Origin of the sequence: Cryobacterium sp. M25, assembly GCF_002929635.1 — a bacterium.
GTDB classification, from domain to species: domain Bacteria; phylum Actinomycetota; class Actinomycetes; order Actinomycetales; family Microbacteriaceae; genus Cryobacterium; species Cryobacterium sandaracinum.
On sequence record NZ_PJJU01000016.1, the window covers coordinates 1 to 12482 of the forward strand.

Consider the following 12482-nt stretch of genomic DNA (forward strand, 5'->3'; position numbering starts at 1 on the left):
TTGTGTTTCTCGTGTTCCATTTGTCTATCCAATCCTGAATTCAGGAGGACTGTCCGGAAACACCGGGTCACCCCAGGCGCCGTGGGCGGCGTGTTGCGAAATTTTCCGAGTTTAGAGTCGAGCCGGGAGCCGGAAGCCGGGAGCCGGGAGCCGGGAGCCGGGAGCCGGGCGGGCATCACGCGGCCGGCGACGGATGTCCGCGCTCGCCGCGCCCAATTCCGATCCCGCGACCTCCGCCTCCTGCGCGGGTAGTATTTTCCCGTGAGCACACTCCTGAACTTGATCTGGCTCGTGCTGAGCGGGTTCTGGCTGTTCCTGGGCTACCTCGCCGCAGGCATTCTGCTCTGCGTGCTGATCGTTACGATCCCGTGGGGCATCGCGTCGTTCCGCATCGCCGCCTACGCGCTCTGGCCGTTCGGCCGCACCGTCGTGGCCAAACCCACCAGTGGAGCGTTCTCGTTCATCGGCAACATGATCTGGGTGATCCTCGCGGGCTGGTGGCTGGCCCTGGCGCACATCGTCTCGGGAATCGCGCTCTGCCTCACCATCATCGGAATCCCCCTCGGCATCGCCGACTTCAAGATGGTGCCGGTCTCGCTCGCGCCCCTCGGCAAACAAATCGTGAGCAATCGCCCCGGCGCGTTCGACCAGGCCGTCGCCCGCCGCGCCTAGCCCCGCCGCGCCTGAGCCCCGCCCGCCTGACAAACGGATGCCACCCGCCCCACCACACACCCCACCCACACACACGCCCCGCCCCACGCCCGCCCCACACCGCACTGTNCCCACGCCCGCCCCACACCGCACTGTCAGTGGCTCCGGCTACGATTGACCTCGTGGTTACCGCCCTGTATCGCCGCTACCGGCCCGAGACTTTTGCCGAAATGATCGGTCAGTCTCAGGTGACCGATCCGCTGATGACGGCCCTGCGCACGAACCGGGTGAATCACGCCTATCTGTTCAGCGGGCCCCGAGGTTGCGGCAAGACGACATCCGCCCGTATTCTCGCGCGCTGCCTGAACTGCGCCGAGGGTCCCACCGACACGCCATGCGGGGTCTGCCCGAGCTGTGTGGAGCTGTCCCGCGACGGCGGCGGATCCCTCGACGTGGTCGAGATCGACGCGGCCAGCCACAACGGGGTCGACGATGCCCGGGACATCCGTGAGCGCGCGATCTTCGCTCCCGCCCGCGACCGATACAAGATCTTCATCCTGGACGAGGCGCACATGGTCACGCCGCAGGGCTTCAACGCGCTGCTGAAGATCGTCGAAGAGCCGCCCGAGCACGTCAAGTTCATCTTTGCGACAACCGAGCCCGAAAAGGTGATCGGCACCATCCGTTCGCGCACGCATCACTACCCGTTCCGGCTCGTGCCGCCCGGACCGATGCTCGAATACGTGCAGCAGATGTGCGACACCGAGCAGATGACCGTCGCGCCGGGCGTGCTGCCGCTCGTGGTGCGGGCCGGCGGCGGGTCGCCGCGCGACACCCTGTCGCTGCTCGATCAGCTGATGGCCGGATCCGACGGGCACTCCGTCGAATACGACCGCGCCGTGGCGCTGCTCGGCTACACGAACGCGTCGCTGCTCGACGAGTCCGTCGACGCGATCGCCGACCGCGACCCGTCCGCCGCGTTCGATGCGGTCGACCGGGTCGTGCAGACCGGCCAGGACCCACGCCGCTTCGTCGAAGACCTGCTCGAACGCCTGCGCGACCTGATCATCGTGGGCGCCACGAGCGCCGCGGGCGCCGCCGCCGTGCTGCGCGGCGTGCCGCAGGAGGAACTCGACCGCATGGCCGTGCAAGCCGCGAAGTTCGGCCCCGCCGAGCTCTCCCGCACCGCCGACGTGATCAACGCCGCCCTCACCGAGATGACCGGCGCGACCAGCCCCCGCCTGCACCTCGAACTCATGATTGCCCGCGTGCTCATCCCCGCGAGCGACGATTCCACCCGCGGCGCGCTCGCCCGAGTCGAACGCCTCGAGCGCCGCATCGGGGTCGGTTCTGGGTCTGGTTCTGGTTCCGGCGACAGCCCGGCGACGGATGCCCCAGCCACCAGCCCGGTCGGCTCGCCCCCGCGCGCGGCTGCGGTCTCGGCGACGCATGCCTCCGGCCGGCCCGCGGTCTCCGGCGGTGCGGCTGCTGCTGCTGCTTCTGCCGCCGCGCCTGCTGCCGCTGCGCCCGCGACCCAAGCCGCGTCCCCGCCCCGCCCTGTCGGACCCGTCACCCTGCAGCAGGTAAAGGACTCTTGGCCGCAGATCCTCGAGGCAGTCAAGGCCGCCAAGATCAGCGCCTGGCTCGTGCTCTACACGGCCCGCGCCATGGAACTGCGTGGCGGCGACCTGCTGGTGCTCTCCTTCCCGAGCCAGAACGACGTCGCCGGACTCAAGCAGTCGGCGGCCCCCGGGCAGGGCGTCGGCGACTATCTCAAGCGCGCCGTCAACGAGGTGCTCGGCTTCACGCCCCAGCTCACCGCCCGGGTCGACTCCCCGAGAACGGATGCCCCAGCCACCCCCAACGCATCCGCCCCCGCTCCGGCACCGGTAGCCCCGGTCTCCCCGGGGTCAGGTTCCGGCGTGCAGGACTCCACCGCGCCGAGCCCTGTCGCGCGGGCCGCAACCGTCAGCGGCTCGGCCGCAGCCGGGTCCGGAAGCGGCGACACCGGCTCCAGGACGACACCCAAATCCGCTGCTGCAACAACCGACGAGGCGTCGCCCGCCGACGCCGACCCCGATCCGGCTGCTGCCGCCGACCCCGATCCGGCTGCTGCCGTGAACGCTGCAGCCGGTTCCGCCCCGGCCGGCGTTGGCAAGGTTGACGCCCCAGAAGCGCCTGCGGCATCGGCTGCCAGCCCCACGGTGACCAGGCGCGCAACTGCCAGCCCGGCGGTCGCCAGCCCGACAGTGCCCGAGTCGTCGGTGACCAGGCGCGCAACTGCCAGCCCGGCGGTCGCCGCGACCGCGACCGGCTGGGCGACCGCTGCCATTCCGAGACCCTCGGATGCCGGCACCGGCTGGGCCACGGTGGCCATCCCGGGGGCAGCCCCGGCTGCTGAAACCGCTGTTCCTGCGTCTGCGGCCTCCGCTGGGGCCTCCGCTGCGACCCCTGATGCCCCCGCACACGCATCCGCCCCGCAGACCGCCCCGCGTTCCACGCCGAGCGCGCCGGCGCCCACGACGCTTCCCGCGTCCGGGCGAGATCCTGAGCCGCAGCCGCCCTACGACGACGAGCCCCCGTCCTACGACGAGGAATTCCCGCCGGACCTGAACCCGAACGGCGGCCAGCCCGGCCGATACCAGGCGCCCGCCGCGCGTGCGGGATTGTTCGCAGCGGGAGCCCAGCACCAAGCGAGAGCCCAGTCTCAGTCCCAGAACGGCGTCCAGAACGGCGCCCAGCCCGGAACCCCGGCGCGCACCCAGGTGCAGGCTCCGAACCGGGCGGGCGGCGCAGCATCCGTTGCCCGTCGCGGGCCCGCCTTTGCGGAGAAGCAGCGCTACGGCGAGTCGGTGGTGCGCGAAATCCTCGGTGCCACCTTCCTCGAAGAACAGCCGCACGATCCGGCATCCCGAACCAGAGGCGACTAAACCATGTACGAAGGCATCGTTCAGGAATTGATTGACGAGCTCGGCACGCTGCCCGGAATCGGGCCCAAGTCCGCGCAGAGGATCGCGTTCCACATCTTGCAGACCGAGCAGTTCGACGTGACCCGGCTCGCCAACGTGCTGCTCGAGGTGCGCGACAAGGTGAAGTTCTGCGACATCTGCGGCAACGTGTCCGAGCAGAAGACCTGCATGATCTGCCGCGACCCGCGCCGCAATCCGGCGATGATCTGCGTGGTGGAAGAGGCCAAGGACGTCGTCGCGATCGAGCGCACCCGCGAATTCAGGGGGCTCTACCACGTGCTCGGCGGGGCGATCAGCCCCATCGACGGCGTCGGACCGGACGACCTGCGCATCCGTCAGCTGATGCAGCGCCTTGCCGACAACACGGTGCAGGAGGTCATCATCGCCACCGACCCGAACCTCGAGGGGGAGGCGACCGCGACCTACCTGTCGCGCCTGCTGACCACCCTCGAGATCAAGGTCTCCCGGCTCGCGTCAGGGCTGCCGGTCGGCGGCGACCTCGAGTACGCCGACGAGGTCACTCTCGGGCGGGCCTTCGAGGGCCGCCGTACCGTCACGAACTAGCACCCCGCGCCGCCTGCCCGCTCCGGCAACAGTTGCGGCCAGGAGTGGCCAGGGAGACCGCATCCGCCACCGACCTCGCCGGACTGAACCGACTGCCAGCCCGGACGACAGACGGGCCGGGGGAGGGGGGAGACCCGGCCCGTGGCATCCGTTGCCCCGCTGATTCGCGGGCAACGCTGAATGCGGAGAATTTCGAGACCCGCCGCGTGGCGGGGCGACGGATGCCGCGTGTCGCGAAATTCTTCGCAGTCACGGCGTTCTATTTCGCGCTGGCGGTCGCCCGCGGGTGCGCGGCTGGAGCAGCCGTCGCCGGCACCAGCGGCTCGTTCGCTTCGAGCACCGTGCGGTACGCGGGCAGGTGCGTGAACAGCTCGTCGGTGAGCGGGTTGCGGCGTCTCTTCACGATCGTGTAGATCTGGTAGACCACAACGGCGATGTTGGCCGCGAGGGCCACGGCGCTCACCCAGAACAGGGCGACCGGGTCGTGCGACGACTTCACTGCGAACTGCGAGCTCGACACGAAGGTCGGGAAGGCCATGGTGAACATCATCCAGAACGCCAGGGTCTGCGCGCGGTGCTGCAGCCAGGCGCCGCGCTTGATGAAGAAGGCGGGGATCGTGCACGACACGAGCAGGGCCGCGCCGGCGAAGAACGAGTGGTCGCCGACCGCGTTGTAGCGTCAATGGGTGCCTCTCACCGTCACATGGCCGCTGCCGAATACAACAGCATTTATGATGGGAGCTTGCCTGTGCCGGCGTACCCGAACCCTTGGAGTGCCACGTGAGCTTGATCGTGCAGAAGTTCGGCGGATCATCCGTCGCCGACGCCGAAAGCATCAAACGCGTGGCCAAACGCATCGTCGACACCCGCAAAGCGGGCAACGAGGTCGTCGTCGCCGTCTCCGCGATGGGAGACTCCACCGATGAGTTGCTCGACCTTGCGCACCAGGTCACCCCGATCCCCGCGCCGCGCGAGCTCGACATGCTCCTCACCGCGGGCGAGCGCATCTCGATGGCGCTGCTCGCCATGGCGATCAAGAGCATGGGCTACGACGCCCGCTCCTTCACCGGCAGTCAGGCCGGCATGATCACGGATGGCCAACACGGCGCCGCCCGCATCGTCGACGTGACTCCCGGGCGCATCCGCGATGCCCTCGACGACGGTGCCGTGGCGATTGTCGCCGGCTTCCAGGGCTTCAATCGCGACACCAAGGACATCACCACGCTCGGCCGCGGCGGTTCTGACACGACCGCCGTTGCGCTGGCCGCCGCGCTCAGCGCCGATATCTGCGAGATCTACACGGATGTCGACGGCGTCTTCACCGCCGACCCGCGCGTCGTTCCCCGGGCCCACAAACTCGACCGCATCTCCAGCGAGGAAATGCTCGAGCTCGCCGCCGCGGGTGCGAAGGTCCTCTATATTCGAGCGGTGGAATATGCGCGTCGGCACGGTGTGACGCTGCATGTGCGGTCCTCGTTTAACAACAACGTGGGAACCATCGTCTACAACCCCGACACCACGAGCCCGCATGTCGCGATCCCGAATTCGTCGGCCACCGAGCGCACACATCCCAATAACGCATCCGCGAATGGAGAGACAGTGGAAGAGCCAATCATCGCCGGGGTCGCCGCCGACCTGAGCGAAGCCAAGGTCACGGTCGTCGGCGTTCCCGACATTCCGGGCAAAGCCGCGCAGATCTTCAAAATCGTCGCGAAGACCAACGCGAACGTCGACATGATCGTGCAGAACGTCTCGGCCGCGTCCACGGGACTGACCGACATTTCCTTCACCCTGCCCAAATCGGAGGGCCAGCAGGTGCTGACCGCGCTGAGCAACGAGCAGACCAACGTCGGGTTCGCCGGTCTGCAGTATGACGACCAGATCGGCAAGCTCGCGCTCGTCGGCGCCGGCATGCGCACCAACACGGGCGTGTCCGCGAAGCTGTTCGAGGCGCTGTTCGAGGCCGGGATCAACATTGAAATGATCTCGACCAGCGAGATCCGCATCTCCGTGGTCACCCGCGCCGACACCATCAACCAGGCGCTGCGGGTCGTGCACACCGCATTCGGCCTGGACTCCACCAACGACGCCGTCGTGCACGGCGGCACCGGCCGCTAGCCGGCATCCGTCGGCCCAACCGGGCTCGGCCGGACGCCAGCCGGGCTCGGCCCCACCCCGCCTCACCCCACCCCGACCCCGTTCAACCGGTTTCCCTGGGGCTAACTCAGGAGAACTAGAGGCCACAGGCGCGATCCGGCTGGAATTCGGGCCAAATCGCGAGAATCTCCTGAGTTAGCCACAAAGGCAGATGCAGATGCAGATGCAGATGCAAGTGCAAGTGCAAGTGCAAGTGCAAGTGCAAGTGCAAGTGCAAGTGCAAGTGCAAGTGCAAGTGCACGAGCGAGAGCGAGACCACCAGCACCACCAGCAGCCACGGCATCCAGCGGAGGAAACACAGTGAACAGCACCGCAGCAAACAGCACCGCAGCAACCAGCACCACAGGAATCCAGATCGGCGTCGTCGGGGCCACCGGCCAGGTCGGAGCCGTCGTGCGCAGCCTGCTCGAGGAACGGGACTTCCCGGTCGGAGGCATCCGTTTCTTCGCGTCGTCCCGGTCCGCCGGCTCCGTGCTGCTGTTCAAGGGCGAGAAGATCGTCGTCGAAGACGCCGCCACCGCCGACCCCAGCGGACTCGACGTGGCCATCTTCTCCGCCGGCGCGACGCTCTCGAAAATTCAGGCTCCCCGGTTCGCCGCGGCCGGCGTCACCGTGATCGACAACTCCTCCGGGTGGCGGATGGACCCCGACGTGCCGCTGGTCGTCAGCGAGGTCAACCCCGAGGCCATCAAGCTCGCCACCAAGGGCATCATCGCGAACCCGAACTGCACCACCATGGCGGCCATGCCCGTGCTCAAGGTGCTGCACGACGAGGCCGGCCTCGAACGCCTCATCGTCAGCACCTACCAGGCGGTCTCCGGCAGCGGCCTGGCCGGCGCCCGCGAGCTCGCCAGCCAGGTGCGGGCCGCCGCCCTGAGCGACAACCTGCTCCAACTGGTGCACGACGGGTCCGCTGTGCCCATGCCGGCACCCATCGTCTACGCCCGCCCGATCGCGTTCGACGTGATCCCGCTGGCCGGTTCCATCGTCGACGACGGCGAATTCGAGACCGACGAGGAGAAGAAACTCCGCAACGAGAGCCGCAAGATCCTCGAGCTGCCCGATCTGCTCGTCTCCGGCACCTGCGTGCGCGTGCCCGTCTTCACCGGCCACGCCCTCTCGATCAACGCCGAGTTCGCCAACCCGTTGACCGTCGCCCGCGCCCTCGAACTGCTCGCCACCGCCCCCGGCGTGGTCGTGACGGATGTCCCCACACCCCTCGAAGCGGCCGGCCAGGACCCGAGCTTCGTCGGCCGCGTGCGTCAGGACCGCGGCGTGCCGAACGGGCGTGGATTGGCCCTGTTCATCACCAGCGACAACCTTCGTAAAGGTGCGGCACTCAACGCCGTGCAGATCGCGGAACTCGTCGCCGCGGACCTACTCGTTCGCTGACCTCAGCGTGGTGCTGTATAACCGGGCGCTCACTCCGCTAGTGTCAGACTTCGTGGGCGGGAATCGGAACTCAAGGGGCGTCAAACGCCTGGCCTTCCTTGCGTTCGCCGGCATCGGCCTCGCGCTCATCGCCACGTCGTTCGTGCTGCTCCTTGATGACCCCTCAGACAGCTGGCTGATCGCCGGCGTCGGTGTGGTCTGCGCGGCCACCCTCGAGCTCACCTGGGTGCGCGTGGGCGCCGTGGCGCACCGCAGCCCGATGATCAGCCTCCCCGTTCTGGCGCTGCCGGCGCTAGCACCGACCCTCTCCCTGCCGGTCTCGGCCGGGCTGATCGCGCTCGGCGTTCTGCTGGCCATCCTGATCGAGTCCGGGCGGGCAGCGGTCGCGCTCTACAGCGCCGGCCTGCAGGGTGCCGGCGCTCTCGTCGCCATCGGCCTGTTCACCTGGCTCGGCGCGGGCGGACTGCCGATTCTGGCGGGCGTGGCCGCGGCATCCGTGGGCTATATCTTCTTCATCATCGCGACCGAGGTGCTGCGCCAGCGCTTCGTCGCCGGCCCGCTCGGTCGCGGCAGCGGCGGGCGACCCCTGTCGCCGCTGCGGGTTCTGCTGGTGCTGGTCGGAACCGTCGTGGTCACGGTGACGGCCGCGCACTGGAGTGTCGTGGGGCTGCCGTTTCTGGTCGAGGTCACCAACACGCTCGATGCCGTCATCGTGCTGTTCACCCTGATGATCGTCGCCTCCGTGGTCAAGGTCTTCACGGTGTTGGCGGTCATGCGCTACCGGCTGGCCGGCCTGGTCGCCGCCACGAGCGCGCTGGCCGCCGACCCGGCCACCGGGCCCTCCGGGCGGGTCAACCCCACGAGCCCAGCCACCACAGGCATCGGCGCCACGAGCGGTACCGCCATCACGAGCGCCGCCGACAACACCTACCCCGCCACGAGTGCCGCCGACGCCGCCCCAGAGCCCGAGCCCGGCTCCCCGGCGGCCGTCACCGACCTGCTGCGCCGGGTGGTGGCGGATGCGATCGGTGCCGAATCCGTCATCGTGCGCAGCGAGCCCGCGCAGCCCGGCGAGATCAGCATGCTGCTGCCCCTGGTCGGCGCCATCGGGCCGGACCAGTACATCGTGGCCCGGCGCGACGCCATGGACGGCGCCTTCACCGGCAACGACCGCCGCGCCCTCCAGGCCCTGGCCACGACCGCCGAGATGGTCGTGCGGGCCCGCCGCAACATTGCCGGCCTCACCCTGCGCGCCAACACCGATCCGCTCACGAGCCTGCCCAACTACGGCGCGTTCCAAGAGGCCCTGGCGAACATCAACGACCACCGGGACTACTCAGAGGCCCTGGCCGTGCTGTTCATCGACCTCGACGAGTTCAAGCGCCTGAACGACCGGTTCGGCCATCAGACCGGCGACGAGGTGCTGCGCGAGCTCGGGCGTCGGCTGAGCGCCGTGGTGCGTCCGAATGACGTGGTCGCCCGGGTCGGCGGCGACGAGTTCGTGATCATCCTCACTCACCTGGCGTCGCTGGCCGAGGCGAAGTCCATCGCCGAGCGCATCCTGGTGGTCTCCGGGGAGCCGATGCTCATCGGCCAGACGACCCACAGCCCGATCATCAGCGTGGGCCTGGCCTACTCGGCGCACCGCGAAACCGACGTCAACCAGCTGGTCCAGGATGCCGACCGGTCGATGCTCGCGATCAAGAAGTCCCGGCGACGCGGCGGCCCGTCGAAGGAGAGCAGCCTCAACATCTCGAGCCACCGCTCCTCGCAGATGAACGACATCATCGCCCACGCCATCGACGAGGACCTGCTCGAGCTGGCCTTCCAGCCCATCGTCAGCCTCGTCACCGGGCAGATCTGGGCGTTCGAAGCCCTCGTGCGCTACACCGACCCGGACCTCGGTCCGCTATCGCCGCCGTCGATCGTCGAGAAGGCGAAGGGCCTCGGCCGGCTCGACGCGATGACCCGCCAGGTGGCCGTGAAGGCCATGGCCGCCGCGGCGGACTTCCGGCTGATCGAGCCGCGCGTGGTGTGCATGACCATCAACGTTGAGGCCGGGCAGATCCTGCCCGAGCGTGTGGGCAACTACATCGAGGAGCTCGCGGACCGCTACCCCGGCATCTCGCTCTGCCTCGAGCTCAACGAGCGGTCGATGACCAAGGTCACCCCCGCCATCCGTGCCCAGGCCGACCGCCTGCGCGACCTCGGCATGATGATCGCGCTCGACGACTACGGTTCCCAGGATTCGTCGGTCGACGCCCTGGTACGGATGCCCATGGACATCCTCAAAATCGACCGCAGCCTGGTCGACGACCTCGACGACATCCGCCAGCGGGAGGTGCTCACCGCCCTGCAGGGTTTCGGTGACAACCTCGAGTACTCGATGATCGTCGAGGGTGTGGAGAACGATGCGATGGCGAACCACCTGAGTGCGCTGGGCATCCGCAGCGCGCAGGGGTTCCACTACGGCGTGCCGGAGAGCTTTGAGAAGACCCTGTCGCGGCTGGAGTTGCACGGCGCCCGTGCGGTCGTGCCGAGGCTCGACATTACGCTTGCTTCATGAGCACAGAACCGGTTCCGTTCGACGTGGAGACGATCGTTTTCGACCTCGAACCCGAGCGTCGGGCGGTGATCTACCCGGTGCTCGACGTCGTGCGCGATGCCATGCCCGCGGGGTATCGGCTCGGCGTCTACGGCGGCATGCTCGGCTGGGCGGTTCCGCTGGAGCTGTTGGCGAACACCGACGACAAACAGCCGCTCGTCTACGTGAGCCTGGCCGCGCAGAAGCACTACAACTCGCTCTACCTGATGGGCCTCTGCAGCTTTCCCGAGAAGGATGCCGCGTTCCGCTCCCGGTGGGACGCCACCGGACGCACGCTGAACATGGGCAACAGCTGCGTGCGGTTCAAGACGCTGGCCGACCTCGATCTCGACCTGATCGTGCGCGAGGTCGCGAGCGTGTCCGTCGACGACTTCATCGCCAACTACGAGCTCCTGAAGAGTCGCGGCTGAGCCGCTTTTGGTGGCGACTGGGTCGCTTATCGGTCGCGACTGAGCCGGTTTTGAGCCGCGACTGGGTCGCTTTTGAGCTCGTTGCCGAGCCAACCGTGACCTGACGCGTCTGCGTCCCGGCGGGAGGCATCCGTTGCCACCGATATGGTGGAAGAGTGAATCCAATGGCGAAGATTGATGTCGTTCTTATTGGTGGCGGCATAATGAGCGCCACCCTCGGTACCTTGATCAAGCAGTTGCAGCCCGACTGGAGCATCGAGGTTTACGAGCGATTGGGGGAAGTCGCTCAGGAAAGCTCCAACCCGTGGAACAACGCGGGCACCGGCCATGCGGCTCTGTGCGAGCTGAACTACATGCCCGAATCGAAGGACGGCTCGGTGACCGCGGCCAAGGCCGTGGCGATCAACGAGCAGTTCCAGATCAGCCGCCAGCTGTGGGCACACCTGGTCGAGACGGGCGTGCTGCCCGAGCCCACCAACTTCATCAACTCCACCCCGCACATGACTTTCGTGCACGGCAAGAGCAGCGTCGAATACCTGCGCAAGCGGTTCGCGGTACTCCAGGGCGAGCCCCTCTTCGCGGGCATGGAATACAGCGAGGATCCGGCCGTGATCGGCACCTGGACCCCGCTCCTCACCCAGAAGCGCCCGAAAAACCAGAAGATCGCGGCGACGCGCATCGTGTCCGGCACCGACGTGGACTTCGGCGCCCTCACCCGCTACCTTTTCGCCAACCTCACCGCCGAGGGCGTGGGCGTGCACACGAACCAGCAGGTCACCGGTGTGAAACAGCTCATGGATGGCTCATGGAAGCTCAACCTTCGCCGCCTGGTCGGCAACCACCCGAGCGTCGTCAACGCCCGGTTCGTCTTCGTCGGTGCGGGCGGCGGCGCCCTGGCGCTGCTGCAGCAGAGCGGCATCCCCGAGATCAAGGGTTTCGGAGGGTTCCCGATCAGCGGGCAGTTCCTGCGCACCACGAACCAGAAGCTCGTCGCCCAGCACCACGCGAAGGTCTACGGCAAGGCGGCGAAGGGTGCTCCGCCCATGTCGGTGCCGCACCTCGATACCCGCGTCGTCGAGGGAGAGGCCTCGCTTCTGTTCGGACCGTACGCCGGCTTCACCCCCAAGTTCCTCAAGTCGAGCAGCTGGCTCGACCTGCCGTTCTCGATCCGGGTGCACAACATCGGGCCGATGCTGGCTGTGGCGGCGCACAACTTCGGCCTGATGAAGTACTTGATCGGCGAGGTGTTCGCCTCAAAGAAGACGAAGCTCAAGGCGCTGCAGGAGTTCATCCCGACCGCGAAGCTCGGCGACTGGGAACTCATCACCGCCGGACAGCGCGTGCAGGTCATGAAGAAGGATCCGGAGCAGGGCGGCGTGCTGCAGTTCGGCACCGAGGTCATCACCTCGGCCGACGGTACCATCGCGGGGCTGCTCGGGGCCTCCCCGGGAGCCTCGACCGCGGCCCCGATCATGGTGGACCTGATCAAGCGCTGCTTCCCCGAGGAGTACCCGGCCTGGGAACCCAAGCTGCGCGAGATGATCCCGAGCCTCGGAACGAAGCTCTCCGACGACCCGGCCGTTGCCGCCGCGTCGCTCGCCGCGACCGCGGCCGTGCTGAACCTGACCGCGTAGGAGGTTGCCCGGGGGCGGGGTTGCCCCGGCGGCGGGCTGGGGGGTGCCTGTTCTCTGCCCGTGCCCGTGGGCTGGGGGGTGGTGCCGCGGGGGCTGGGGG

At 68.1% G+C, this 12482-nt stretch carries 8 protein-coding genes and 1 pseudogene; 8 read left to right on the plus strand and 1 reads right to left on the minus strand.

Annotated elements, in window-relative coordinates; translation table 11 throughout:
- Positions 1 to 261: 261 nt before the first annotated feature.
- The 3 genes from CXY81_RS00250 (at position 262) to recR (ending at position 4184) form a co-directional block, all read left to right on the plus strand.
- Entirely contained in the window at positions 262 to 672 is a 411-nt protein-coding gene (locus CXY81_RS00250) for a YccF domain-containing protein (protein ID WP_104193616.1), read from the plus strand.
- Positions 673 to 881: 209 nt separating this feature from the next.
- Positions 882 to 3581 carry a DNA polymerase III subunit gamma and tau gene (locus CXY81_RS00255; RefSeq protein ID WP_233193895.1) on the plus strand — a complete coding sequence of 900 codons (2700 nt, stop codon included), beginning with the start codon at positions 882 to 884 and terminating at the stop codon, positions 3579 to 3581.
- Between the two features lie 3 nt (positions 3582 to 3584).
- Complete coding sequence (gene recR / locus CXY81_RS00260) at positions 3585 to 4184, plus strand: recombination mediator RecR (protein ID WP_104170738.1); 600 nt, start codon at positions 3585 to 3587, stop codon at positions 4182 to 4184.
- A 259-nt stretch (positions 4185 to 4443) separates the two neighbouring features.
- Here recR and CXY81_RS00265 read toward each other — a convergent pair.
- Positions 4444 to 4848, minus strand: a pseudogene (locus CXY81_RS00265) (DUF5692 family protein); the annotation flags it as partial.
- A 116-nt stretch (positions 4849 to 4964) separates the two neighbouring features.
- On the opposite strand from CXY81_RS00265, the gene CXY81_RS00270 reads away from it, so the two are divergent.
- From CXY81_RS00270 to CXY81_RS00295, 5 genes are all read left to right on the plus strand, one after another.
- Positions 4965 to 6302: an aspartate kinase gene (locus CXY81_RS00270; protein ID WP_104099827.1), complete on the plus strand. Its 1338-nt coding sequence runs from the start codon at positions 4965 to 4967 to the stop codon at positions 6300 to 6302.
- Positions 6303 to 6641: 339 nt separating this feature from the next.
- Positions 6642 to 7733 (plus strand): aspartate-semialdehyde dehydrogenase, encoded by a 1092-nt coding sequence (locus tag CXY81_RS00280; protein WP_104170740.1) that lies wholly within the window; start codon positions 6642 to 6644, stop codon positions 7731 to 7733.
- A gap of 52 nt (positions 7734 to 7785) precedes the next feature.
- On the plus strand, positions 7786 to 10299 hold the full coding sequence (locus CXY81_RS00285; RefSeq protein ID WP_146067568.1) for an EAL domain-containing protein: 2514 nt from the start codon (positions 7786 to 7788) through the stop codon (positions 10297 to 10299).
- Positions 10296 to 10748, plus strand: coding sequence for a DUF1801 domain-containing protein (locus CXY81_RS16760; protein WP_104170742.1), 453 nt, complete (start codon positions 10296 to 10298; stop codon positions 10746 to 10748). The genes CXY81_RS00285 and CXY81_RS16760 overlap by 4 nt, the downstream gene beginning before the upstream one ends.
- A 164-nt stretch (positions 10749 to 10912) precedes the next feature.
- Entirely contained in the window at positions 10913 to 12382 is a 1470-nt protein-coding gene (locus tag CXY81_RS00295; RefSeq protein ID WP_104193620.1) for a malate:quinone oxidoreductase, read from the plus strand.
- Positions 12383 to 12482: the final 100 nt, after the last annotated feature.

Bases quoted from the DNA above. Each gene is read 5' to 3' on its own strand.
- CXY81_RS00255 (WP_233193895.1), top strand. From the start codon at position 882: ATGATCGGTCAGTCTCAGGTGACCGATCCGCTGATGACGGCCCTGCGC.
- CXY81_RS16760 (WP_104170742.1), top strand. From the start codon at position 10,296: ATGAGCACAGAACCGGTTCCGTTCGACGTGGAGACGATCGTTTTCGAC.
- CXY81_RS00295 (WP_104193620.1), top strand. From the start codon at position 10,913: ATGGCGAAGATTGATGTCGTTCTTATTGGTGGCGGCATAATGAGCGCC.
- recR (WP_104170738.1), top strand. From the start codon at position 3,585: ATGTACGAAGGCATCGTTCAGGAATTGATTGACGAGCTCGGCACGCTG.